Genomic DNA, 23,905 nt, shown 5'->3' on the forward strand with positions numbered 1-23,905 from the left:
GAGGGGAAAGAGCAGGGGAGAGGGGGGGGGGGGAAAAAGAAACAACCCATTCCCCTTGGGGGCCCCCCCGCTGCTGTTGTCGGCTCAGGTCTCGTCTGCGCAGGTCTCGTCAGCTCACAGCCGGCCGGCGGCCTTGAGGGCCAGGTACTCGTCGGCGAGCCGGGGCGCGAGGTCGTCCGGCAGCGCCTCGACGACGTCGGCCCCGTAGCGGCGCAGCATCGTGGTGACCGCGGTGCGCTCCAGGTCGCCGCGGGCGGCGGCCGCGGCGTCGTACACGTCGGCCACCGTCTCGCGGCCGGCGCGCAGCGCCGCCACCTCCTCGTCCGCGACGGAGGCGACGACCACGGTGTGGTCGCGGGCGAGCTGGTCCACCACGGGCAGCAGGCCGTTCTCCACCGCCGCCGGGTCGAGCGTGGTCAGCAGCACCACGAGCGCGCGCTGCGTCATCCGCGTGCGCACCTGCGCCACCACGCCCGGCCAGTCCGTCTCCAGCAGCACCGGTTCCACGGTGGCCAGCGACTCCGCGAGGGCGGGCATGAGCCGCGGCCCGGCGGCGCCCGCCACCCGCGCCCGCACGGTGCGGTCGAACGCCACGAGCTCCACGCGGTCGCCCGCGTGCCCGGCCAGCGCCGAGAGCAGCAGCGCCGCCTCGATGCTCGCGTCCAGGCGCGGCGCGCCCGTCGAGTCGGCCGCGCCCACGCGCGCCGCGGCCGTGCGGCCGGTGTCCAGGACGATCAGCACGCGCCGGTCGCGCTCAGGGCGCCAGGTGCGCACCACCACCTCGCGCCGGCGGGCGGTGGCGCGCCAGTCGATCGAGCGGACGTCGTCGCCCACCACGTACTCCCGCAGCGAGTCGAACTCCGTGCCCTCGCCGCGGATCTGCACGGCGGCACGGCCGTCCATCTCCCGCAGCCGCGCCAGGCGCGACGGCAGGTGCTTGCGGCTGGCGAACTCCGGCAGCACCCGCAGCCGACCCGGGACGGGCAGCGTCACCTGGCGACCGGCCAGGCCCAGCGGCCCGAGGCTGCGGATCGTCACGCCGCCCGCCGCCCGGTCACCGCGGCGCGTCGGCACGAGGACGGTCGGCAGGCGCGCGGCCTCGCCGTCGGGCAGGTCCACGTGGTGGCGCCCCGGCCCGCCCGACGCCGGACGCACGCGCTCGGACCGGCCCCGCCCCGGACCCGCACCGGCCGAGGGGCCCCACGCGTCCCGGACCACCGCCCGCAGGCGCCGACCGGAGGCGTTGCGGACCACGAGCTCGCTCGTCGCCTCGGAGCGCAGCCGGACCGACGCCGGCACGCGCCGCTGCACCGCCACCCGGCGCGGCGAGGCGGCCAGGACGACGTCGGCCACGCACACCAGGACCACGAACGCGGCCCAGACCAGCACCGTCCCGTCGGCCGGCAGGAGCAGCACGGGCACCACGCCGAGGCCCATCAGGGCGGCGGCCCGCCACGTCACGACCATGCGGGCCTCAGCGCGGCACGGGCACGGAGGCCAGCACCGTGTCCAGCACGCCCTCGGCGGTGACGCCCTCGAGCTCGGCCTCGGCGCGCAGCTGCACGCGGTGCCGGAGCGTCGGGTGGGCCAGCGCCTTGATGTCGTCCGGCGTCACGAACGAGCGGCCCGACAGCCACGCCCAGGCCCGCGCCGTGCGCAGCAGCGCGGTGGCGCCACGCGGCGAGACGCCGAGCGAGAGCGACGGCGAGAACCGTGTGGCCCGGCAGACGTCGACGGCGTAGCCCAGCACCTCGCGCGACACCTGGACGCGGGCGACCTCGGCGCGGGCGCGCTCCAGCACCCCGGCGTCGGCCACGGGCGTCACGCCGGCGGCGGCCAGGTTGCGGGGGTCGAACCCGGCGGCGTGCCGGGCCAGGACCTCCACCTCCTGGTCCCGCTCGGGCAGCGGCAGCACCAGCTTGAGCAGGAACCGGTCGAGCTGGGCCTCGGGCAGCGAGTAGGTGCCCTCGTACTCGACGGGGTTCTGCGTGGCGATGACCAGGAACGGGTCCGGCAGCGGACGCGGCGTGCCGTCCACCGACACCTGCCGCTCCTCCATCGCCTCCAGCAGGGACGCCTGGGTCTTCGGGGGCGTGCGGTTGATCTCGTCCGCCAGCACCAGGTTGGTGAACACGGGGCCCTCGCGGAACGAGAACTCGGCCGTGCGCGCGTCGTAGACGAGCGAGCCCGTCACGTCACCCGGCATGAGGTCGGGCGTGAACTGGATGCGCTTGGTGTCCAGCTTCAGCGCGGCCGCGAGGGTGCGGACCAGCAGCGTCTTGGCGACGCCCGGCACACCCTCCAGGAGCACGTGCCCCTGGCACAGCAGGGCGATGAGCAGGCTGGTCACGGCCGCGTCCTGCCCGACGACGGCCTTGCCCACCTCCGTACGGACCGCCGCCAGGGCGGAGCGGAGCTCCTGTGACGGTGCGGGGGGCTGGGCCGGGGCGGGCGGCTGGGCCGGGGCGGGCGCGGCGTCGGCCGGACGGGCCGCTCCGTTCGCCGGCACCGTCTGCACGGTCTGGGCTCCCGGGGCGGCGGGCGCCCCGGGCTGCCCGGACTGCGGGTCGGACGTCGGCTCCGCGGGCCGGCCCGCGCTCTGCGGGGGGAAGGCTGGTTCGGTCACGGTCGGTGGACCTCGCTCTCCAGGGTGTCGAGTCGGCGCGCGAGCTCGGCGAGCGCGGCGTCGTCAGCGGGCGGTGGGCCGTAGAGCAGGTCTGCCACCTGCTGCGACGGGCGGTTCGTGGCGGCCACGACGGCGTCGACCACGGTGTTGGCGTCGGACGAGCGCGCGAGGCCGAGGCGCGAGGCGATCCGGTCGGCGGACGCCGCCCGCAGGCCGGCGGCGGCGTGCCCGCGGGCGCGGGCGGCCCGGTACAGGCGGGCGCGACCGCGCGTGGCCTCGGCCGAGCGGACGAGCACCGGCAGGTCCTCGACGATCAGCGGCCCCATGCGGCGCACGCGCCAGAACGCGAGCAGCACGGCGGCGAGCAGCACCACCAGGGCGACGGGCGCGGAGCCGGGCGGCATGACCGCGTTCACCTGACCGCGCTCGGCGGGGGTGGGCTCGTCGCTGCCGGTGCTGACGTCCATCGGGTCGGGGACCAGCCAGACGAGGTCCTCGTTCTGGCCGAGCATCCACAGCGCGAGCGCCGAGTTGCCCTCCGTCAGGACGGTGCCGTTGCGGAGCACCGAGGGGTCGCTGGCCACGGTCACCGAGCGGTCCGGGAAGTCCAGGCGGGCGTAGGCGAACGCGCCGGCGCCGTCCGGCCAGCACAGGACCGGCCGCACCTTGTCGCCGGCGCCGGACGCGTCGTACAGGCCGGGCGCCAGCGTGACCGCGCCCGCGGCCTGCGCCGCCGGGTCGTCGCACTGCGGCTCGACCGGGTCGGGCCGCTCGCCGTATGTGATGTCGAGCTTGTCGCGGCTCACGCCCGCCACCATGCTGTAGTCCGGGGCGAGGACGACGAGGTCGGCACCCGTGCGGTTGAGCGCGGAGATCTGGTCGTCCGCGAAGAACGACGGGTTGGGCGTGACCAGGAGCGTGCTGTCCGGCCCGGCCGCGGCGACGGCGTCCGCCACGGAGGTGACGTGCGTGATGTGCACGCCCTGGTCCTTGAGCACCTCGGCCACGGCCATGGCCCCGTCCGCCTCCGGGTTGTCCGGCGCGTAGGACTCGGCGGACGTGGGGGTCCGGACCACCGCGAGGAACAGGACGAACAGGGCGACCGCGGCGAGCACGGTCAGCGGCCAGCGCATCCGCCGCCATCGGCTCGCGGCCCGCGACCGGCCCGTCGTGGCGTCGCCGATGACCACCGGCGGCTCGTCGACCGGGCCCGCGGTCGCGACCGGCGCCGCCGAGGGCGGCGTCGGGGCGGGCGGCGCGGAGGCGTACGGGGAGGGCACCTGCGTGGTCATGCGGACACCCCCGGCTTCTCGTCCGCGCTCTCGGTCGCGTCTTCGTGCGCGCCGTCGTGCGCGCCGTCGTGTGCGTCAGGGCCGGAGCCCGTGCCGGGCCCGGTCGCGGGGACGGCGGTGGGCCGGGCCGCGGTGACCTGGGCGTCGAGCTCACGCAGCGCGGCGTCGTCCGCGGCGGTGGCGACCCGGTCGCCGTACTCGACGCCGTCGAACAGGTCGGCGCCGGAGCGCAGGCCGGCGGCCTGCCCGGGCAGGCGCTCGCCCGCGTCGCCCGCGGCCTCCTGCGCCGTGCGGCCCGGTCGCGGCTCGATGACCACCCGTTCCTCCAGGGACCGGACGACGGCGCGGAAGCGTTCCGCGGCCGCCGTCCGCCAGTCGCCCGACGCCGCGGCGGCGTCGGCCGCGGCGCGCATCTGCGCGGCCGTCCGCGCGTCGTCGGCGTCGAGCACCTCGGCCTTGCCGGCCCGGTCACGGCCGAGCCGCACCGGCCCGGCGATCAGCCACGCGATCGCCAGGACGACCACGGCGACGATCGCGAGGCCGATCCCGAGCTGGGGCCCCGACATCGCGGTGTCGGGCCAGTCGATGCCGCTCAGCCAGTCCATGACCCAGCGGATCACGCGCGACAGCAGGGACTCGCGCTCCGCGTACTCGGGGCGCTGCAGCTCGCTCGTGAGCCACTCGCGTGCGGTGTCCCGGTCCGGGACGACGGGCAGATCGGCCCTCATGTCACTTGTCCGCCGCGGCTGCGGCCGCGGCCTGCAGCTGCACGTCCAGTCCCTCGCGACGCATCCGGGTGTCGATGTAGAGCAGGGCGGTGACGCCCCCGAGGAACAGGACGCTCATGCCGCCCGTGATGACGTAGGTGACCCCGTAGCTGACGGCGATGGCCACGTCGCTGGCCGACATCATCGCCAGGCCCAGGAGCGCGCCGATGGGCAGGGAGACGATCTGGCCGATCACGCTCAGGATGATCGAGGTCAGCAGGTAGATGCCGAGCACCCGCCAGAACGAGCCGCGCGAGAGCTTCCAGGCGCGGACGAACGTCGCCCAGAAGCCGCCGCCCTCGACCGCGAGGGCGGGCGGGACCAGGATCACGCGGGTGAACGCCCAGACGCCGGCCACCACGAGCCCGGCGAGCACGACGAGCAGGCCGACCACCCCGAGCGTCGGGTCCACTGAGAACAGCCCGACGACGATGCCGACGGCGAGCGCGTAGGCCACGAGCACGACGAGGGTGCTCAGCAGCGAGAAGCCGATCAGGAACCAGGCCCGCTTGGCGACGCGCCGCCACGCGTCGGACACCGAGATCTTGCGGCCGATGACCGAGTCGCTGACGGAGATGGCCATGACGCCCATGGCGAGGGGCGAGGCGAGCATGAGCAGCAGGCTCGTGCCGAGCAGCGACCCGTAGGTCACCCCCAGCACGTCCTGCGTGAACCCCATGTCCTGCATGGCCGGGTCGTTCTCGAGCTCCGCGAAGAAGCTGCCCCACAGGTCGGTGAACCAGGTGGTCAGCGGGATGCTCACCAGGGTGCCGATCGCGACGGCGACGACCACGATGATCGCGGTGAGCCCGAGCGTGACGCCGGGGTTGTGCCGCACGGCGCCGAACGCGCCGTCGTACAGCTCGCCCAGGGTGAGCGGGCGCAGCGGGACGATGCCGGGCTTGTCGGCCGCGGGCCGGTAGCCCGGGACGGCGCCGCCGGGCGCGTGCTGGCCGTACTGGGTCTGGCCGTACTGCGCCTGCCCGTACTGGTTCTGGCCGTACTGCCCGGCGGGGCCGGCGGGCGGCGTGCCGTACTGCGGCTGCTCCGGGGCCTGCGGGGCGGACGGGTCGTACCCGGGCGCGTACTGCCCGTACCGCGGCGGCTCGCCCCAGCCGGCGGGCTGGGCGCCTCCGGGCTGCGGGGGCGTCGGCTGCGCCGGCTGGTCGGGTGCGCTCTCGGGCGTCGTCATGGGGCGTGCTCCGGGTGTCGTCTGCGGTGGTGCCTGTGCGCCGCAACCCTAGTACGGGGTACTGACAGGGGGCGGCGTAATTCGAGCGTGCGGGCGGGTCGCCACGCGACCGTCACCCCGCTGTGACCACCGTAGCGCCGGCCTCGTGCTCCGCGAGGTCGCCGGTCGCGCCGGCCCGGGCGGCGCGTCCGCCGAGCACGTAGACGTAGGTCCAGAAGGCGGCGAGCACGATCGCGCCGATGACGATCTTGAGCCACCACCAGAGCTCGGAGCCGGTCACGAAGCCCTCCACGAGGCCCGAGACCGCCAGGGCCACGGCGAGCCCGATGACCGTGGTGATCAGGGCGCGGCCCTCGGCGGCCATCGCGACCGACCGCTTGCGGTGCCCCGGGTCGATGAGGGTCCAGAACAGCCGCAGGCCCGCCGCGCCCGCGACGAAGATGCAGGTCAGCTCAAGCAGGCCGTGGGGCGCGATGAGCGTGAGGAACAGGTCGAGCTCGTCGTGCGCGGCCATCATGCCGCCGGTCGCGCCGATCTGGACCGCGTTCTGCCACAGCACGTTCAGGGTGAAGAAGCCGGTGATCCCGCCGGCGACGGCCTGCGCCGCGATCCAGGCGTTGTTGGTCCAGACCACGGCGGCGAACCCGATGCCCGGGTCGTAGTAGGAGGCGAAGGCGTTGTTGACGTACTCCTCCTGGGCGGACGGCGGCATCAGGGAGTTCATCGCGTCGGCGTCGGACGCGATGTAGACGCCCGCGACCACCGCGACGAGCACGCAGGCCGCCGTCACCCCGTGCGACCACCACCGGATCCGGTAGAACGCCGCGGGCAGCGACACCACGGCGAACCGCACCACCTCGCGCCACGCGGGCTCGTGCGACCCGGCGATGCGGGTGCGCGCCCGGTTCAGCACGTCGGACAGGCGCGTCACCAGCGCGGGGTCCGGCGCCGCGGACCGGACGGTCGACAGGTGCGTGGCCACCGACTGGTACAGGCGCACCAGCTCGTCCGACTCGGCGCCGTCCAGCCGGCGCCGGGAGGCGAGCTCCTTGAGGCGGTCCCACTCTGCGGCGTGCACGGCGGTGAAGGCGTCGATGTCCACGACGGTAGTCTGCCGCACAGGGACCGCGGCACGTCCCGAGGCCCGCACCATCCGACAGCACCCCGACCGGAGGAAACGTGCAGGACGGCATCGTCATCGGCGAGGGCGTGGTGCTGGACGCGCGCCCGGCGTCGTTCATCACGCGCGCCATGGGCGCGATGCTCGACTTCCTCGTGATCGGCGCGGTCATCGCGGTGGTCCTCATCGTCGGCGCGGTCTGGTTCGTGGAGAACGCCACGCTGGGCGAGGACATCGCGGCGATCGTCTACGTGCTGGCGAACGTCGTGGTCATGGTGGCCATCCCGGTCACGGTCGAGACGCTGTCGCGCGGCCGGTCGGTCGGCAAGCTCGCCTGCGGCATCCGCGTGGTGCGCGACGACGGCGGCCCGGTCCGGTTCCGGCACGCGCTGGTGCGGGCGCTCATCGGCGTGATCGAGCTGTGGCTGACGTTCGGCGGCATCGCGGCGATCGCGTCGCTGTCCAACGCGAAGGGCAAGCGCCTCGGCGACCTCGCGGCCGGCACGTACGCGGTGCGGGTGCGGGGCGGCAAGCCCCCGTCGGCCCCGGTCGTGATGCCGCAGTCCCTGGCCGCGTGGGCGCACACCGCGGACATGCGCCGTCTGCCCGACGGGCTGGCGCTGGCCGCCCGGCAGATGCTGGGCCGCGCCGCCCGTCTCGCGCCCGAGTCCCGGGCGCGGCTGGCCGACGACCTCGCCGGCCGCATCGAGCCGTACGTCGCCCCCGGCCCGCCCCCGGGCACGCACCCCGAGGCGTTCCTGCACGCGGTGCTCGCCGAGCGCCGTGAGCGCGAGCTCGCCGCGGGTCAGCGGGAGCGCCGGCGGGCGCAGGAGCAGGCGGAGCTGCTGCACCGGCTCCCGTTCGCGGTGGCCGACCCGCCGCGCTGAGGCGCGCCCCTCTGAGACCCGCCGCGCTGAGCCCCGCAGCCCCCGTCGGCGCCCGGCCCGCGCCGTCAGGTGCGGACGTCGTCCCAGGCGCGCATCAACCCGCGCGAGCGCAGCGCCGCCGAGCAGCGCAGCAGACCGGCCTGCACCGCCCGGCGCAGCCGGGCCGACGTCGGCCGCTCGACGCCGTAGTGGATCGCGACCGCCAGGCCGAGGCTCAGCGCGCCCGCCGCGAAGAGGGCGACCGTGCGCGTGGTCTCGTGGGCCAGGATGTCGATGACGGCGTACCCGAACTGGGTGTGCACCAGGTACACGGGATAGGTCAGGGCGCCGACCGTGCCGAGCACGGTCGCGACCCTGCGGGGTGGCGCCGAGCTGCCGCGCAGCGTCGTCGCCCAGACGGCCACCACGCTGGCCAGCATGATCATCACGGCGATCACCGGGTTCACGGTGACGCCCTGGAGGTCGGACGCGCGGCCGGCGGCCTCCTGCACCCGCAGCACGCACAGGACCAGGCCGCCCACGAGCAGTGTGCTGGTGACCAGGTCGAACCCGTCGCGGTAGGCGAGGAACAGCAGCATGCCGACGGCGAAGTACGGGGCGTAGACCGGCACGAGCCAGTCGGCGAGCCAGTGGGCGCCGAACTCCTGCGCGGCCCAGCCGGCGAGCGGCCAGAGGGTGGCGAACGTCAGCACGCGGTTGCGGGTGAGCGGGCCGAACGCCAGCACGACGAGCACCAGCAGGTAGAACTTGAGCTCCACGAGCAGGGTCCAGAACACGACCTGGACGCCGGTCACGTCGAACAGGTCCTGCACCATCGTGAGGTTGACCAGGGTCTCGGTGAGGCTGGTCTGCCGGCCGCCCGACCAGAACTGCTGCAGGCCGACCGTCAGCACGATGCACGCCCAGTACGCCGGGAAGAGACGGCCCACCCGGGAGGCGACGAAGCCGGCGATCCCGCGGCCGTCGGCGCTGAGCAGGATCACGAACCCGGAGATCATGAAGAACAGCTCGACGCCCAGCCAGCCGTACCGGGTCACCTCGTTGAGCAGCGGGAACGCCCGGTCGGGGTCGGCGCCCCAGTAGCTGGTCACCGTCGACGTGGCCGTGAAGTGGTAGAGCAGCACGGCGGCCGCGGCGCCGAAGCGCAGGCCGTCCATGGCCACGAGCCGGCCGGTGGTCTTCCGGCGCTCACTGCCCGTGGTCGCGGGGCTCGCCTCGGGTACGGACGCGGTCAGGCTCTCGTCAGGACGGGTCATCGCCGCCGACCTTAGATCACGGAACGATAACGGTCAAAAATCACCCTAGCAGAAGCGCCAGGAGCGTTTTGGCCGAGGTGTCCCAGTCGTACCCGGCGGCGCGGAGCCGCGCGGCGGCCGACCGCTCGGCCCAGGTCGCCGGATCGTCGAGCTCGCGGACGGCGGCCACGTACCCGTCCACGTCGTCCGGGTCGACGTACGCCCCCGCCGGCCCGCCGACCTCCCGGAACACGGGGATGTCGCTGACCACCAGGGGCGTGCCGAGCGTCATGGCCTCCACCAGCGGGAGCCCGAAGCCCTCGTCGCGGGAGCCGGAGACGAGCGCCGTCGCGCCGCGCAGCACGTCGCGGTAGACCTCGTCGGACGCGCCGTCGTGGAACACGAGCGTGCCCTCGCCGGCCAGCTCCGTCAGCCGCGAGCGCTGCTCGGCCGTGACCGGGCTCATCAGGTGCAGCTCCCACCCGGGCAGGCGGGCCATGGCGCGGGCCGGCAGCTCCACGTTCTTGTACGGCATGAACGAGCCCATGTAGACGAGCGACCGGGTACGGGGCGTGCGGGGCAGGTCCGGCACGGGGTCGGGCGCGTTCGGCACCACGGTCACCGGACGCCGGGTCAGCCGGTGCCGGGCGATCAGGTCGCGCGTGGTCTCCGAGACCGTGACCACGGCGTCGGCCCGGTTCAGCAGCAGCCGCTGCGGCCACCAGGCCAGGTGGAACACCCGCCACAGCAGCCGGACGGCCGCGGGCAGGTTCCGCGGGGGCGTGGGGTGCCGGTAGTAGATGAGGTCGTGCAGGGTCAGGACCACCCGGTAGTCCCGCCCCCAGGTGCCCATGGTCTGCATCGGGCTGAACACGACGTCGGCGCCCGTGCGGCGCACCCGCCGCGCCACGAAGGGCTCGCGCCAGCTCGTCGGGGCGCTCACGCGGTGCCACGGCAGCCCGTCCGGCAGGTGGGCGAGCTGGCGCTCGTCGTCCACCAGCACCTCGATCGGGTGCAGCCGGGCCAGCGCCGTGACGATGCCCGCGGTGTACCGGCTGATCCCGTCGTGCCGGCCGACCCGCAGGTAGCGGCAGTCGACGACGATCTTCATCTGATCTTCCCTCACTGTTCATCCCTCTCGCCGGTGGCCTGGAGACCGGCCAGGAATCCGGCCGTCTCCCGGGCCACGACGTCCGGCGCCTCGTAGTGGGCCAGGTGGCCGATCCGCGGGACGACGGCCAGCCGGGCGTCGGCGAGCGCCGCCGCGAGGACCCGCTGGGACGGCAGCGGGGCGACGTCGTCGTTCTCGGAGGCGACCAGCAGCGTCGGCACGGTGATGCGCCCCGCGTAGGCGGAGACGTCGGTGCCGACCGACGCGTGGAAGGCCTCCAGCAGGGTGCGCCGGTCCGCGAAGCCGGAGAAGTACCGGTCGTGCTCCGCGTGGATCCAGCGCCGCAGGTCGGGGTCGTGCGAGGTGACCATCGCGAGGCTCGCGACCCGGGTGAACAACGGGTGACGCAGCAGGCCGGTCCCGGCCCGCTCCGGCAGCGCCGCGGCCAGCCGGTGCACCCCCACGGTGACTGCGCTCATGGCCCGGCGAGGGCCGTCGAGCGCCGCCGTCGCGATCGGGTTGACCAGGACGAGCGCGCGCACGGACACACCGTCCGGCGCCGGTCCGGCGGCCGGCCCGGCCACCGTCGCCGCCGCGACGATCGAGCCGAAGGAGTGCCCGGCCAGCACCGCGTCACCTCCCGGGGCGACGGCGGCCAGCAGCTCGGCGGTCCACCCGGCGTAGCCGGCGACGTCGTGCACCCCGTCCGGCAGCGGCGCCGACGCCCCGAAACCGGGCAGGTCGGGAACCCATACCTGCAGGTCAGGGCGCTGTTCCACGAGGTTCGCCACGATCGGCTCCAGCCCGTGGTGGTCGCCGCGCAGCCCGTGCAGGAACACGAGCCGGCGCGGCGCCGCGGCGTCCCCGTACACCCGGACGTACGTGCGGACGCCGCGGAGGCGAAGATCCTCGTCGCGCGCGGGTGTGGCCGCGACCAGTCCCGCGTACGGTGCCTGGAGATCGCGCGGGTGCGTGTCGGTGTTCATCGCGCTGACCCTAAGCACTCGAGGGACGGTCACGGGAGTGGTCGGAGAAAGATGGGGGAAAACCCCCATCTCATTACGGGGGGAAACCTGGTGGCGGAGAAGGGCTTCCTTACGTCACCGTTGTCCCATGCAAGCCATAGCGGTCGCCCTCGCCGTGCTCGGCGCCGCCCTGTTCGCCGGCGCCGCGGTCCTGCAGCACCGCGAGGTGGCCGACCTCTACGGGCAGCCCTTCCCTCGCGAACGCGTCCTGTCCCTGCGCCGGCTCAGCCGGATCGTCCGACGGCCTGGCTGGCTGGCCGGGTTCGGGCTCGCGGCGGGCGGCACGATCGTGCACGCGGTGGCGCTGGCGCTCGCGCCGCTCCGCCTGGTCCAGCCGATCGGCGTGCTGGCGGTGCCCGTGGCGGTGCTGCTCTCCTCGCTGCTGCTGCGGCGGGCGCCCGGCCGGAACGTGCTGCTCGGCGTCGCCCTGACCATGGCCGGGGTGGCGGTCTTCGTGGCCGCGTCCGTGAGCGCCACCTCGGGCAACGTGCCGCCGCCCGGGTCCACGCTGCCGACCGTCCTGATCGTCGGCGGTGTCGTGGTGGGCCTGGGCATCGCCGGCCTCGCGGCCGGCGGCTGGCTGCGCTGCGTCGCCTGCGCCACGGCGGGCGCCACCGCGTTCGGCCTGCTCTCCGCGCTCATGCGCGTGATCTTCCAGGAGCTCGCCGTCGGCACCCCCTGGTACGAACCGCAGGTGCTCGGCACCGGCGCGGCCGCGATCGCCGCGCTGGTGCTGGGCGGCTGGCTCGTGCAGCAGGCCTACCCGTCCGGCCCGCCCGAGGTCGTGGTCGCGTGCCTCACGGTCGTGGACCCGATCGTGGCCGTGCTGCTCGGCGCGGTGCTCCTCGGCGAGGGCGCCGACACGCCCGTCGCCACCTGGTTCCTCCTCGGTGGCGCGGCGCTCGCCGCGTCCGCCGGGGTCCTCGTCCTTGCCCGGCTCCACCCCGACGCCGTCGCGGCCCGCGCGGCGCGTACCGCCCCTTCGAGACTTCCCGGACCATCGAGAGGTACAGCACAGTGAACCTGCCTGGTACTCCCCGCACGATCTTGATCGGCGCCGATACCTACCCGCCCGCCGTGAACGGCGCCGCCCGGTTCGCCGGCAGCCTGGCCACCGGCCTGGCCGGCCGCGGGTACGAGGTGCACGTCGTCGCCCCGTCGCCCACGGGCCGCCCCGTGCGCGAGGTGCGCGACGGCGTCGTCCTGCACGGGCTGCGTTCCAGCCGGTACCCCACGCACCACAACCTGCAGATCTCCCTGCCCTGGGAGACCCGCCGGGCGATCACGGACGTCCTCGACGAGGTCCGGCCCGACGTCGTGCACACCAACGGCAGCTTCATCGTCGGCCGCGCCCTGGTCGACGCCGCGCACCGCCGGGACCTGCCCATCGTGGCGACCAACCACCTGATGCCGGAGAACCTCGTCGGCTACCTGCTGGTGCCCGGCTCGATGCACCGCAGGGTCGGGCGCTGGCTGTGGCAGGACATCGGCCGCGTCTACGCGAAGGCCGACGTCGTCACCGCCCCCACGCCGCGCGCCGTGGACCTGCTCGCGCAGCACGCCGGGCTCAGCCACGCGATCCCCGTGTCCAACGGCATCGACACCGACCGGTACACCACCACCGTCCGCGACGGCCGCACCGAGCCGACGGTGCTGTTCGTGGGCCGCCTGGACCAGGAGAAGCGGGTCGACGAGATCATCCGCGCCTTCGCCCTGCTCCCCGACGGCCTCCCGGGCCGCCTGGAGATCGTGGGCACCGGCGCGAAGGCCGACGACTGGGCCGCGCTCGCCGCCGAGTCCGGCGTCGCGGGGCGCGTCCGGTTCCGCGGGTACGTGCCCGACGACGAGCTGCTCACCGCCTACTCCGAGGCCGACCTGTTCTGCATGCCCGGGGTGGCCGAGCTGCAGAGCCTGGTCACGCTGGAGGCCATGGCCTCGGGCCTGCCGGTGGTCGCCGCCGATGCGATGGCGCTGCCCCACCTGGTGCGCCCCGGCGTCAACGGCTGGCTCTACACGCCGGGCGACGTGCGCGAGCTGGCCAACCGGCTGGGCGACCTCCTGGCGGACGCCGGGCTGCGCCACCGGATGGGCGCCGCGAGCCGCGAGCTCGTCGCCGCGCACGCCGTGGACGGCACCCTCGACGCGTTCGCGGAGATCTACGAGAAGGTCCACGCCATGCGCGCGACCCCCGCGGCCGCCTGACGCCGCCCCCGCCTTTCCCACGTGTCAGACCCTCAGGTCACCCGAGGGACCTGAGGGTCTGACACGTCTCCCGCGGGAAGGGGTCAGCCGCCGAAGACCGGCGCCACCGCCTTGACCAGCTCGTTGCCGCCGAGCACCAGGAACATCGCGGCCACCAGCACCAGGATCACGTTGACCCACCAGCGGTTGCGCCACTGCTGCGGCACCGCCCTCGAGTTCATGAGGAACAGCAGGGTCAGCGCGAGGAAGGGCATGAACAGCGAGCCCAGCGCGCCGTAGACCACGACGAGCAGGATCGGCTTGTCGAGGAACAGCAGCGCCATCGGCGGGAACGTCAGCCAGAGGATGTACCACCGGTAGTAGGTTCCGCCGGCGCCGCGGCGGCGGTCGTCGGCGGGCAGGTTGCGCATCGTGGCCACGAAGTCGGCGAACATGAGCGACACGCCGTGCCAGACGCCGATCACCGACGAGAACGTCGCGGCGAAGAAGCCGACCAGGAACAGCGGCGCCATGAACGTCCCGTACCGCTGGGCGAGCACGTCGGCGACGTCGACCAGCCCCTGCTCGCCGTCCGCCACGGCCAGGCCCGCGGAGTACAGCAGCTCGGAGCCCACGATCAGCATGGCGATCACGAAGACGCCGGACATGAAGTACGCCCACGCGTTGTCGATCCGCATGACCCGCATCCAGCGGGGCGTGTCCCAGCCCTTCTCAGTGAGCCAGTACCCGTAGGCGGCCAGGGTGATGGTGCCGCCGACGCCGCCCGCCAGGCCGAGCGTGTTGAGCACCGCACCCTCCGGGATGATCGGCACCAGGCCGGCCAGGATCTCGCCGAGGTTCGGCGTCGTCAGCGCCGCCGACCCCACCACGGTCACGAACATGACGCCGATCAGCACGGCCATGACGTTCTCGAACGGCTTGTACTTGCCGAACCAGACCAGCAGCAGGCCGGCGACGCCGGAGATCATGGCCCAGTACCGGATGTCCAGCACCGGGAACAGGCCGTTCAGCGCGAGGCCGACGCCGGACATCGCCGCCGCGCCGTAGCTGAAGCCCCAGACGACGACGTAGACGCCGAAGTAGACGACCGCCCACAGGCCGAGCGACTTCCAGCCGTCGAAGATCGTGCGGCCGGTCGCGAGCGTCCAGCGGCCGGCCCCCTCGACCAGCGCGATCTTCACGACGACACCGAGGATCACCGCCCACAGCAGCGCGTAGCCGTAGTTGCTGCCCGCGACCATCGTGGCGACGAGGTCGCCGGCGCCGATGCCGGTGGCCGCGACGACCAGACCAGGGCCGATGATCCGCCAGCGCGGTTTCTCCAGGGACTCACCGCCCCCGGGACCGGCGTCCCCCGAACCGGCCGTGGCCGTCGTCGGCGGGCCGGCCGTGGGCCGGTCCCCTGGAACCCCCTGCGAAGTGACCTCATTGTCCTTTTCCATGGCGTGACTGTACCCAGGCATTTCACCCACCCAAAAGGGACGCGCCCCACACCGGCCCGTGTCACAGAGGTTTAACAGGACCGTTATGTATTGCATACACGACTGACCCTGTGGGAGTGATTGTATGCAATCGTCCTTCTCAGACCCGGATTGGATTCTCCAGTGCGCACTCCCCTGCCGCCGCGGCTGCGCGGCCCACTCGCCCCCGCCGCCGGCCTTCTCGCCGCGGCGCTCGTCCTGTCCGGCTGTCAGGAGGTGCAGACCGCCGCCCCCGTGCAGGAGACGGCTGACGTCACCGGCGTCACCCTGGACGGCCGGACGATCTCCGAGGGCGGAGACCTCGTCATGGCCCTCTCGGCCGAGCCCGACGTGCTCGACCCGACCACGTCGTCGTCGCTCTACACGCGCTACGTCATGCAGACGATGTGCGAGAAGCTCTACGACATCGACGAGGCGGGTGAGATCGTCCCGATGCTCGCCACCGAGCTGCCCGAGGTGTCCGACGACGGCCTCACCGTCACCTTCCCGCTCAAGGAGGGCGTGCAGTTCGCCGACGGCACGCCGTTCGACGCCGAGGCCGTGAAGACCTCGATCGAGCGCCACCTCACCAAGGAGGACTCGTCGCGCCGCAGCGAGCTGGGCCCGATCGAGCAGGTGACCGCCGTCGACGACACCACGGTCGAGATCACCTACGAGACGCCGTTCGCGCCGCTCACCGCCGTGCTGGCCGACCGCGCGGGCATGATCATGTCGCCGACCGAGCTCGAGAAGGCCGGCGACGACTTCGGCGAGCACCCCGTCTGCGTCGGCGCCTTCAAGTTCGCCGAGCGCGTGCCGCAGACGTCGATCACGGTCGAGCGCGACCCGCTGTACTACGACGCCGAGAACGTGCACCTGGACTCGATCACCTACCGCATCATCACGGACGCCAGCATCCGCTCCGCCAACCTGCGCTCCGGCGACGTCCAGGTGGCCGACACCCTCTCGACCCAGGACCTCGCCGAGCTGGAGGACGCCGAGGGCGTGGGCCTCCTGGAGGTCGGCTCCCTGGGCTACCAGGCCATGACGGTCAACGTGGGCAACACCGACGGCGTCGGCGCCCCGCCCGGGAAGATCGACACCCCGATCGCCACGGACCCGCGGGTGCGCGAGGCCCTCTCGATGGCCGTGGACCGCGAGCAGCTCGTGAAGTCCGTCTTCAACGACCGGTTCGACCCGGCCTGCTCGCCCATCTCCCCCGCGTCCACGTTCAGCACCGCGGCGAGCGAGGCGTGCCCGGAGTACGACCCCGAGGGCGCCAAGGCGCTCCTGGAGGAGGCCGGCGCGGACGTGCCGTACAAGATCGAGATCAAGGTGACCAACACGCCCGACACCCTGCGCCTGGCGCAGGCCGTGCAGGCCTCGGTGGCCGAGGGCGGGTTCGAGCTGACGATCGTGCCCGTCGAGTACTCCTCGCTGCTGGAGGTCCAGGAGCAGGGCGACTTCGACCTGCTGCAGCTCGGCTGGTCGGGCCGCGTGGACCCGCACGGCAACATGTTCAACTTCCTGTCCACGGGCGCCGGCAACAACTACTCCGGGTACAGCAACCCCGAGGTCGACGACCTGCTCACCGAGGCCGCCACCGTGATCGACCCGGCCGAGCGGGCCGACCTGTACGGCCAGGTCGTCACGCAGGTCCAGGAGGACAACCCGATCATCTACCTCTACCGGACGCGCAGCATGACCGGCTACGCCGACGAGGTGGCGGGCATCTCCACGTACGCCGACGGCGTGGTCCGGCTGAGCCACGCCGCGTTCGTCGACCCGAACGAAGGCTGAGAGCACCTCCGATGCGTCGTTACCTCCTCGTCCGCCTCGGACAGTCGGCGATCACGCTGCTGCTGGCGTCGATGGTGATCTTCCTGGGCGTGCGCATGCTGCCCGGCGACCCCGCGCTCGCGATGGCGGGCGAGGAGGCCACGCCGGAGCGGCTCGCCATGATCCGCGCCGACCTCGGCCTGGACCAGCCGGTCTGGGTGCAGTACGGGCGGTTCCTCGCCGAGGTCGCCTCGGGCGACCTCGGCGAGTCCACCCGCACCGGGGCGTCCGTCGCGAGCATGATCGGCGCCACGCTGCCCGTGACGCTCTGGCTGTCGCTCTACGCGATCGTCGTTGCCGTCGTGACCGGCGTGGCGCTCGGCCTGCTCGCCGAGCGCTACCGCGGCCGCTGGCCCGAGTGGGTCGCCAACGCGGCCGCGCTGACCAGCCTGTCCGTGCCGAACTTCTGGCTCGGCATGCTCGCGATCCTCTACCTGTGCATCGGCCTGGGCCTGTTCCCGGCGTCGGGCTACGTGCCGCTCACCGACGACCCGGTGGGCTGGCTGGTGCACCTGACCCTGCCGGCGCTGATCCTCGGCACGGGCCTGGCCGCCGTCATCATGCGGCAGACCCGCGCCTCCATGATCGAGGCCATGCGCACCGACTACGTGCGCACGGCCCGCGCCAAGGGCCTCGGCCGCACCCGCGTGCTGCTGCGGTACGGGCTGCGCAACTCCCTGATCGTCGTGGTCACGATCGCCGGGCTCCAGCTCGGCGGCCTCATCTCGGGCGCCGTCGTGACCGAGCAGATCTTCGCCCTGCCGGGGTTCGGCAAGCTCACGCTCGACGCCGTCTTCCAGCGCGACTACCCGGTGATCCAGGCCGTCGTGGTGCTCACCACGGTGGGCTACGTGCTGGTCAACCTCGCCGTGGACGTCCTGTACTCCGTCATCGACCCGCGTATCCGAGTGGGAGGTCGCTCATGACCGTCATCGAGCACAGCGATCTGTCGCCCGAGCAGGCGCCCGTCGCCGTGGGCCCGCGCCGGCTGCTGTCCCGGCTGCGCACGCCGCAGGCGATCACCGGCGCCGCCATGCTCGCCGTGGTGGTGCTGGCCGGGCTCCTCGCGCCCCTGCTGGCCCCGCACGGCCCGGCCGAGGTGCACTTCGACGCCCCGTTCCAGCTGCCCGGCACCGTCGGCTTCGCGCTCGGCACGGACGACCTGGGCCGCGACGTGCTGTCCCGGATGATGTACGGCATCCGGGCGTCGCTCATGGTGGGCGTCGTCGCGGTCGGCCTCGCCGTCGTCGTCGGGACGCCGCTCGGGCTGGCCGCCGGCTACTGGCGCCTGCTCGACGCGCCCGTCTCGCGCCTGACCGACGTGACGCTCGCGTTCCCGTTCCTCATCCTCGCCGTCGGCCTGGCCGCCATCAACGGGCCCAGCCTGGCCGGGGCCGCGATCTCGCTCGGCATCGCGCAGGTGCCGACCATGGTGCGCGTGGTGCGCGCCGAGACCATGCGCCTCAAGGAGAGTCCCTTCGTGCTGGCCGCGACCGCGATGGACGCGTCCGGGCCCCGGATCCTCGCGCAGCACATCCTGCCCAACTGCCTGTCCGCGATCATCGTGCAGGCCACGGTGATCATGCCGGCGGCGGTCCTGGGCGAGGCCGTGCTCTCGTTCCTCGGGCTCGGCATCCAGCCGCCCACCCCGTCTCTGGGCATCATGCTCTCGGACGCGCAGCAGTACCTGGGCCGCGCGCCCACCGCCGCGCTGTTCCCCGGGCTGGCCATCGTGGCCATCTGCCTCGGCTTCAACCTCCTCGGGGACGCCCTGCGCGACGCCCTCGACCCGACCACCGACCGTAAGTGAGTGTCATGACCTCCGCTCCGTCCGCCCGGCCCACCTCGCCGTTCGTCCGCCCCACCACCCCGGCCACGCGGCCCGACCTGCGGGGCACGTTCGGGATGGTGGGCTCCACCCACTGGATCGCCACCGCGAGCGCCCAGGCCGTGCTCGAGCGCGGCGGCAACGCGTTCGACGCTGCGGTCGCCGGCGCGTTCGTGCTGCACGTCGTGGAGCCGCACCTCAACGGGCCGGGCGGTGACATGACCGGCGTCTTCGTGACGGCGGACGAGCCGGCGCACCCGCGCGTCCTGGTGGGCCAGGGTCCGGCGCCCGCGGGCGCCACGATCGAGCACTACCGGTCCGAGGGCCTCGACCTGGTGCCCGGCTCGGGCGCGCTCGCGGCGGCGGTGCCGGGCAGCGTCGACGCCTGGCTGCTGCTGCTGCGCGACCACGGCACCTGGGACCTCGGCGACGTGCTGGCCTACGCGATCGGGTACGCCCGCGACGGGCACCCCCTGCTGGAGCGGGTCACGGGCACCCTGCGCACCGTCGCGGACCTGTTCCGGGACCACTGGCCCACGTCGGCGGCCCACTGGCTGCCGGACGGCGAGGTGCCAGCGCCGGGCACGGTCGTCACCAACCCGGAGTACGCCGACCTGCTGGACGCCGTGGTCGCGGCGGGTGCCCAGGCCCCGGACCGCGCGGCGGCGATCGACCTGGCTCGCGCCGCGTGGCGCGAGCGGGTGGGCGCGGCCGTCGAGGAGTTCGTGGCCACGCCGCACCGGCACTCCGACGGCGGCGACCACGCCGGCGTCATCACGGCGGCGGACGTCGCGGCCTTCTCGGCGTCGTACGAGGACGCCACGACCGTCACGTTCCGCGGGTACACGATCGCCAAGACCGGCGCGTGGGGCCAGGGCCCGGCGCTGCTGGCCACCCTGAAGATCCTGGAGGGGCTCGACGACGCCGCGCTGGACCCGTCCACGGAGCTCGGCGCGCACACGGTCATCGAGGCGCAGAAGCTGGCGCTGGCCGACCGCGACGTCTGGTACGGCGACCCGGCCGCGGACGACGTACCGCTGACGTACCTGCTGAGCGAGGAGTACGCGGCCGCGCGCCGGGCGCTGATCACGGACGCCGCGAGCCACGAGCTGCGCCCGGGCGACGTGCCGGGGCGGACGACGCCCCCGGCGCCGGTGCTGCGCACCGAGTACGCCACGAGCGCGCCGGCGGGGTCACTGCCGGGCGCACCCGGGGGCGGCGCGGCGGCGGGCGTGGGCGAGCCGACGGTGCCCGCGCCCGGCGTGGGCGAGCCGACCGTGCCGGCACCCACCACCGAGCCCGACTCGCCGGAGCACACCGGCGCCACCCGCGGCGACACGTGCCACATCGACGTCGTGGACCGCTGGGGCAACATGGTCTCGGCCACGCCGTCGGGCGGCTGGCTGCAGTCCTCCCCCACGGTGCCCGGCCTGGGCTTCTGCCTGGGCACGCGCCTGCAGATGACGTGGCTGGACGAGGCGTCGCCGTCGGCCCTGACGCCCGGGCGGCGTCCCCGGACCACGCTGACGCCCACCCTGGTGCTGCGGGACGGCGAACCCGTGATCGCCCTCGGCTCGCCGGGCGGCGACCAGCAGGACCAGTGGCAGCTCCTGTTCCTGCTGCGGGTGCTGGTGGGCGGGTACACGCCGCAGCAGGCGATCGACGCGCCCGCGCTGCACACGACGTCGTTCCCCGGCTCGTTCTGGCCCCGCACCTGGACGCCGGGCGGGGCGGTCGTGGAGGACCGGCTGGGCGACGACGTCATCGCCGCGCTGGAGGGCCGCGGCCACGTCGTGACCCGGGCCGGCGACTGGGCGCTGGGGCGCCTGTCCGCCGTGACCCGCGACCCGGCCACGGGCCTGCTGGGCGCGGCCGCCAACCCGAGAGGAGCGCAGGGATATGCCGCAGGACGCTGACCACTCCGCCGCGCCGCTGCTGCGCGTGCGCAGCCTGGACGTCGCCTACGGCGACACGCCCGTCGTGCGCGGCGTCGACCTCGACGTCGCGCGCGGGGAGCGGGTGGCGATCGTGGGCCAGTCCGGCTCCGGCAAGTCGACGGTGATCGCCGCGCTCCTGCGGCTGCTGCCGGGCGCGGGCCGGATCACCGGCGGCACCGTCGAGCTCGACGGCGAGGACCTGGCCGCCGCGGGCGAGGCCCGCATGCGGGCCGTCCGGGGCGGCCGGATCGGGCTCGTGCCGCAGGACCCGGGCACCAACCTCAACCCCGCCATGCGGCTGGGCGACCAGGTGGCCGACGCGCTGCGCGCCGGCGGCCTGCGCGGCCCGGCGGTGCGGCAGCGGGTGCTGGAGCTGCTGGACGAGGCCGGCGTGCCCGAGCCGGAGCGCCGCGCGAAGCAGTTCCCGCACGAGTTCTCCGGCGGCATGCGCCAGCGGGTGCTCATCGCGATGGCGCTCGCCCGCGAGCCGGAGCTGCTGCTCGCCGACGAGCCGACGTCGGCCCTGGACGTGACCGTGCAGCGGCGCATCCTGGACCACCTCGTCGCGCTCGCGGAGGCGCACGGGACCGCGATGATCCTGGTCACGCACGACCTGGGGCTCGCGGCCGACCGCGCCGACCGGGTGATCGTGATGCTCGACGGGCAGATCGTGGAGCAGGGCTCGCCCGAGCAGGTGCTGCGGTCCCCGCAGCACGAGTACACGCGGCGGCTGGTCGCGGCGGCGCCCGCCGCCGTCGTCGCGCAGGGTGAGGCGGAGGCGCGAGTCACTCCCGCCGGGGGCGGCGCGGCCGGCGGCGACCCGGCCGGGGCCGGCGACGTCGTCACCGTCCGGAACCTCGTCAAGGAGTACAAGGTGCGCGGGCGCGGCGGGCTGCTGCGCGCCGTCGACGACGTGTCCTTCTCCGTGCCGCGCGGCGGCACCACCGCCCTGGTGGGCGAGTCGGGCTCGGGCAAGACGACGGTCTCGCGCATCCTGCTCGGCCTGGAGACGCCGACCTCGGGCGAGGCTCTGGTGGACGGGCAGGCCATCGCCGGGGCGGGCCGGGCCGAGCGGCGCGCCCTGCGCCGTCGGGTGCAGCCGGTGTTCCAGGACCCGTACGCATCGCTCGACCCGACCCACACCGTGGAGCGGGTGATCGACGAGCCGCTGCGGATCTTCGGCATCGGCGACCGGGAGTCGCGCCGGGCGCGGGTCGCGGAGCTGCTGGACCAGGTGGCGCTCCCCCGGGACGTCGCGCAGCGGCACCCGGGCGCGCTGTCGGGCGGGCAGCGGCAGCGGGTCGCCATCGCGCGGGCGCTGGCCCCCGAGCCGGAGCTGCTGGTGCTCGACGAGGCGGTCTCGGCGCTCGACGTGCTGGTCCAGGAGCAGATCCTGGACCTGCTCGCTGACCTGCAGGAACGGCTCGGTGTGTCATACCTCTTCATCAGCCACGACCTCGCGGTGGTCCGCGGCATAGCGGATAATGTGGTGGTGCTGCGGCAAGGCCGCGTCGAGGAGCAGGGGTCCGTCGACGACGTGTTCCACTCCCCGCGGGCCGACTACACCCGAGACCTGCTAGGAGCCATCCCCGGTGCCGCCTTTGCCCGATGAGCCCGTGCTCCCTGCTCTGGTGCGACCCACCGTGCAGGACGCGATCCGGCGCGACATCATCGCCGGCGTCCTGACGCCCGGCGCCCGCGTGACGGAGGCCTCGCTGGCCCAGCGGTACGACGTCTCGCGGGTGCCGGTCCGGGAGGCGCTGCGCGGACTGGAGAGCGAGGGCTTCATCGACTCGCGCCCGCACGTGGGCTCGCGGATCGCGGCGATCCCGGTGCACGACGCCGACGACCTGTTCGCGGTGCGGGAGGCGCTGGAGGTGTCCACGGCGCGCAGCGCCGCCCGGCGGGCGGCGTCGCTCTACTCGGGCGACGAGAGCCCGGAGGACTGGTGGCGCCTGCGGCGGCAGATCGCCGCCCTGCTCGACGCCGGGGACGCGCACGTCGCCGCCGGCGACCTGGACCCCCTGGTCGGCATCAACGACCAGATCCATATCGCGATCGCCGAGCTCAGCGGCAGCGCGACCCTGGCCCGGCTGCTGCGGCAGCTCTCCTGGAAGATCGAGTGGCTCTACGCCGCCGACATGCAGTCGCGCGGCAAGCGGCTCTGGCCCGACCACCGGGTGATCGTCGGGGCGATCGACGCCGGCGACGGCGAGCGGGCCGCCGCCCTGATGGCGGCCCACGTCCGGGAGTCGCGGATCGGCTACCTGTCGCGCTACGGCGTCACGCGGCCCAGCTCGGACCCCGAGGTCGCCGCGGCCGTCGCCGCGCGCTCGGCCGCCGTACCGGGCGACACCGCGCCCGGCGCGGATACCGTGGGGGCGTGACGAGCGACGAGCAGACGGGGTCCGGGCACGAGGGTTGCGGGTGCGGGTGCGGAACCCCAGGGCGGGACGCGTTCGTCCAGCTCGGTTCCCGCCCGGCGGACGCCGCCGCGACACCCGCCCGGGGCCGGCACGACGTCGAGCAGGCCCGCGTGCCCACCGGCCGGTTCACCATGGGCGACTCGTCGGGCGACCAGAACCTCGGCGACGGCGAGACGCCGCGCCACGAGCTGACACTCGACGCGTTCGAGATCGACGCGACCACCGTGACGAACGCCGACTTCGCGCGGTTCGTCGACGACACCGGTTACCGCACCGAGGCGGAGACGTTCGGCTTCTCGGCGGTGTTCCACCTCGCCGTCGCGGCCGACCCCGGCGACATCATGGGGCAGGCCGACGGCACCCCGTGGTGGTTCGGCGTCCAGGGCGCCGACTGGGCGCACCCGGGCGGGCCGCGCTCCGACATCGACGGCCTCGACGATCACCCCGCAACCCACGTGAGCTGGAACGACGCCGTCGCCTACTGCGCCTGGGCGGGCCGGCGCCTGCCCACGGAGGCCGAGTGGGAGTACGCCGCGCGCGGCGGCGTCGAGGGCGCGAAGTACCCCTGGGGCGACGCCGAGGTGGACGACGGCGGGTGGCGCGCCAACATCTGGCAGGGCGCGTTCCCGCGGACGAACACCCTGGACGACGGCTGGCTCACCACCGCGCCGGTGCGGACGTTCGAGCCCAACGGGTACGGCCTGTGGCAGCCGGTGGGCAACGTCTGGGAGTGGTGCCAGGACTGGTTCGACCCGGGGTACTACGCGCGCTCCCCCGTGGCGAACCCGGCGGGCCCCGAGCGGGGCGCCCAGCGGATCCTGCGCGGCGGGAGCTACCTGTGCCACCTCTCGTACTGCAACCGCTACCGCAACTCGGCGCGGTCGTCGAACACGCCGGACTCGTCGATGGGCAACGCGGGCTTCCGCACGGTGGCGCTCAGGCCTGAGGCCTGAAGATC

20 protein-coding genes are annotated in these 23,905 nt (G+C 74.2%); 10 read left to right on the plus strand and 10 right to left on the minus strand.

All coding sequences use genetic code 11. The features are described 5' to 3' along the window. Positions 1-114: 114 nt before the first annotated feature. The 6 genes from ACFV9Q_RS12075 to ACFV9Q_RS12100 form a co-directional block, all read right to left on the minus strand. Positions 115-1,467, minus strand: a complete 1,353-nt coding sequence (locus tag ACFV9Q_RS12075) for a DUF58 domain-containing protein (protein ID WP_377234616.1) — start codon at positions 1,465-1,467, stop codon at positions 115-117. A gap of 7 nt (positions 1,468-1,474) precedes the next feature. Continuing rightward, complete coding sequence (locus ACFV9Q_RS12080; protein ID WP_377230498.1) at positions 1,475-2,404, minus strand: AAA family ATPase; 930 nt, start codon at positions 2,402-2,404, stop codon at positions 1,475-1,477. Between the two features lie 218 nt (positions 2,405-2,622). Next, positions 2,623-3,918: a DUF4350 domain-containing protein gene (locus ACFV9Q_RS12085; protein ID WP_377234617.1), complete on the minus strand. Its 1,296-nt coding sequence runs from the start codon at positions 3,916-3,918 to the stop codon at positions 2,623-2,625. Continuing rightward, positions 3,915-4,646: a DUF4129 domain-containing protein gene (locus ACFV9Q_RS12090; RefSeq protein WP_377234618.1), complete on the minus strand. Its 732-nt coding sequence runs from the start codon at positions 4,644-4,646 to the stop codon at positions 3,915-3,917. Before ACFV9Q_RS12090 ends, ACFV9Q_RS12085 begins: the two co-directional genes overlap by 4 nt. A 1-nt stretch (position 4,647) precedes the next feature. Next, the gene (locus ACFV9Q_RS12095) at positions 4,648-5,877 is read right to left on the minus strand and encodes a hypothetical protein (RefSeq protein ID WP_377234619.1); all 1,230 of its coding nucleotides are present in this window, start codon (positions 5,875-5,877) and stop codon (positions 4,648-4,650) included. 112 nt (positions 5,878-5,989) lie between these two features. Beyond that, on the minus strand, positions 5,990-6,979 hold the full coding sequence (locus ACFV9Q_RS12100; protein ID WP_377234620.1) for a stage II sporulation protein M: 990 nt from the start codon (positions 6,977-6,979) through the stop codon (positions 5,990-5,992). A 77-nt stretch (positions 6,980-7,056) separates the two neighbouring features. Between ACFV9Q_RS12100 and ACFV9Q_RS12105 the strand changes: the two genes are divergently transcribed. Beyond that, positions 7,057-7,884, plus strand: a complete 828-nt coding sequence (locus ACFV9Q_RS12105) for an RDD family protein (protein WP_377234621.1) — start codon at positions 7,057-7,059, stop codon at positions 7,882-7,884. Positions 7,885-7,949: 65 nt separating this feature from the next. Here ACFV9Q_RS12105 and ACFV9Q_RS12110 read toward each other — a convergent pair whose 3' ends face one another. The 3 genes from ACFV9Q_RS12110 to ACFV9Q_RS12120 are packed head-to-tail and all read right to left on the minus strand — an operon-like array spanning position 7,950 to position 11,216. Beyond that, on the minus strand, positions 7,950-9,140 hold the full coding sequence (locus tag ACFV9Q_RS12110; RefSeq protein WP_377234622.1) for an acyltransferase family protein: 1,191 nt from the start codon (positions 9,138-9,140) through the stop codon (positions 7,950-7,952). A gap of 40 nt (positions 9,141-9,180) precedes the next feature. After that, positions 9,181-10,230 (minus strand): glycosyltransferase family 4 protein, encoded by a 1,050-nt coding sequence (locus ACFV9Q_RS12115; RefSeq protein WP_377234623.1) that lies wholly within the window; start codon positions 10,228-10,230, stop codon positions 9,181-9,183. An 11-nt stretch (positions 10,231-10,241) separates the two neighbouring features. Continuing rightward, positions 10,242-11,216 (minus strand): alpha/beta fold hydrolase, encoded by a 975-nt coding sequence (locus ACFV9Q_RS12120; RefSeq protein ID WP_377234624.1) that lies wholly within the window; start codon positions 11,214-11,216, stop codon positions 10,242-10,244. 127 nt (positions 11,217-11,343) lie between these two features. On the opposite strand from ACFV9Q_RS12120, the gene ACFV9Q_RS12125 reads away from it, so the two are divergent. Both ACFV9Q_RS12125 and ACFV9Q_RS12130 read left to right on the plus strand, forming a co-directional pair. After that, positions 11,344-12,276: a DMT family transporter gene (locus ACFV9Q_RS12125; RefSeq protein WP_377234625.1), complete on the plus strand. Its 933-nt coding sequence runs from the start codon at positions 11,344-11,346 to the stop codon at positions 12,274-12,276. After that, on the plus strand, positions 12,273-13,457 hold the full coding sequence (locus ACFV9Q_RS12130) for a glycosyltransferase (RefSeq protein ID WP_377234626.1): 1,185 nt from the start codon (positions 12,273-12,275) through the stop codon (positions 13,455-13,457). The genes ACFV9Q_RS12125 and ACFV9Q_RS12130 overlap by 4 nt, the downstream gene beginning before the upstream one ends. Positions 13,458-13,540: 83 nt before the next feature. On the opposite strand, the gene ACFV9Q_RS12135 is transcribed toward ACFV9Q_RS12130, so the two are convergent. Further along, complete coding sequence (locus tag ACFV9Q_RS12135) at positions 13,541-14,899, minus strand: Nramp family divalent metal transporter (protein ID WP_377234627.1); 1,359 nt, start codon at positions 14,897-14,899, stop codon at positions 13,541-13,543. A 162-nt stretch (positions 14,900-15,061) separates the two neighbouring features. Between ACFV9Q_RS12135 and ACFV9Q_RS12140 the strand changes: the two genes are divergently transcribed. Genes ACFV9Q_RS12140 through ACFV9Q_RS12170 form a run of 7 tightly spaced genes read left to right on the plus strand, consistent with a single transcriptional unit; the run spans position 15,062 to position 23,900 of the window. Next, a complete protein-coding gene (locus tag ACFV9Q_RS12140) occupies positions 15,062-16,717 on the plus strand; it encodes an ABC transporter substrate-binding protein (protein WP_377234628.1) in 1,656 nt (551 codons plus the stop codon). Between the two features lie 11 nt (positions 16,718-16,728). Continuing rightward, positions 16,729-17,682, plus strand: coding sequence for an ABC transporter permease (locus ACFV9Q_RS12145; protein WP_285108271.1), 954 nt, complete (start codon positions 16,729-16,731; stop codon positions 17,680-17,682). Continuing rightward, a complete protein-coding gene (locus ACFV9Q_RS12150) occupies positions 17,679-18,566 on the plus strand; it encodes an ABC transporter permease (RefSeq protein ID WP_377234629.1) in 888 nt (295 codons plus the stop codon). Before ACFV9Q_RS12145 ends, ACFV9Q_RS12150 begins: the two co-directional genes overlap by 4 nt. Before the next feature lie 5 nt (positions 18,567-18,571). Further along, positions 18,572-20,500 (plus strand): gamma-glutamyltransferase family protein, encoded by a 1,929-nt coding sequence (locus ACFV9Q_RS12155; RefSeq protein WP_377234630.1) that lies wholly within the window; start codon positions 18,572-18,574, stop codon positions 20,498-20,500. Further along, the gene (locus ACFV9Q_RS12160) at positions 20,484-22,133 is read left to right on the plus strand and encodes a dipeptide ABC transporter ATP-binding protein (protein ID WP_377234631.1); all 1,650 of its coding nucleotides are present in this window, start codon (positions 20,484-20,486) and stop codon (positions 22,131-22,133) included. The genes ACFV9Q_RS12155 and ACFV9Q_RS12160 overlap by 17 nt, the downstream gene beginning before the upstream one ends. 19 nt (positions 22,134-22,152) lie before the next feature. Beyond that, entirely contained in the window at positions 22,153-22,908 is a 756-nt protein-coding gene (locus ACFV9Q_RS12165; RefSeq protein WP_377228960.1) for a GntR family transcriptional regulator, read from the plus strand. Beyond that, positions 22,905-23,900, plus strand: a complete 996-nt coding sequence (locus tag ACFV9Q_RS12170) for a formylglycine-generating enzyme family protein (protein ID WP_377234632.1) — start codon at positions 22,905-22,907, stop codon at positions 23,898-23,900. The genes ACFV9Q_RS12165 and ACFV9Q_RS12170 overlap by 4 nt, the downstream gene beginning before the upstream one ends. Positions 23,901-23,905: the final 5 nt, after the last annotated feature.

The organism is Promicromonospora sp. NPDC059942, assembly GCF_042731755.1.
Lineage (GTDB): Bacteria > Actinomycetota > Actinomycetes > Actinomycetales > Cellulomonadaceae > Promicromonospora.

Bases quoted from the DNA above. Each gene is read 5' to 3' on its own strand.
- ACFV9Q_RS12075 (WP_377234616.1), bottom strand. From the start codon at position 1,467: ATGGTCGTGACGTGGCGGGCCGCCGCCCTGATGGGCCTCGGCGTGGTG.
- ACFV9Q_RS12085 (WP_377234617.1), bottom strand. From the start codon at position 3,918: ATGACCACGCAGGTGCCCTCCCCGTACGCCTCCGCGCCGCCCGCCCCG.
- ACFV9Q_RS12090 (WP_377234618.1), bottom strand. From the start codon at position 4,646: ATGAGGGCCGATCTGCCCGTCGTCCCGGACCGGGACACCGCACGCGAG.
- ACFV9Q_RS12095 (WP_377234619.1), bottom strand. From the start codon at position 5,877: ATGACGACGCCCGAGAGCGCACCCGACCAGCCGGCGCAGCCGACGCCC.
- ACFV9Q_RS12110 (WP_377234622.1), bottom strand. From the start codon at position 9,140: ATGACCCGTCCTGACGAGAGCCTGACCGCGTCCGTACCCGAGGCGAGC.
- ACFV9Q_RS12115 (WP_377234623.1), bottom strand. From the start codon at position 10,230: ATGAAGATCGTCGTCGACTGCCGCTACCTGCGGGTCGGCCGGCACGAC.
- ACFV9Q_RS12120 (WP_377234624.1), bottom strand. From the start codon at position 11,216: ATGAACACCGACACGCACCCGCGCGATCTCCAGGCACCGTACGCGGGA.
- ACFV9Q_RS12125 (WP_377234625.1), top strand. From the start codon at position 11,344: ATGCAAGCCATAGCGGTCGCCCTCGCCGTGCTCGGCGCCGCCCTGTTC.
- ACFV9Q_RS12135 (WP_377234627.1), bottom strand. From the start codon at position 14,899: ATGGAAAAGGACAATGAGGTCACTTCGCAGGGGGTTCCAGGGGACCGG.
- ACFV9Q_RS12145 (WP_285108271.1), top strand. From the start codon at position 16,729: ATGCGTCGTTACCTCCTCGTCCGCCTCGGACAGTCGGCGATCACGCTG.
- ACFV9Q_RS12150 (WP_377234629.1), top strand. From the start codon at position 17,679: ATGACCGTCATCGAGCACAGCGATCTGTCGCCCGAGCAGGCGCCCGTC.
- ACFV9Q_RS12155 (WP_377234630.1), top strand. From the start codon at position 18,572: ATGACCTCCGCTCCGTCCGCCCGGCCCACCTCGCCGTTCGTCCGCCCC.
- ACFV9Q_RS12160 (WP_377234631.1), top strand. From the start codon at position 20,484: ATGCCGCAGGACGCTGACCACTCCGCCGCGCCGCTGCTGCGCGTGCGC.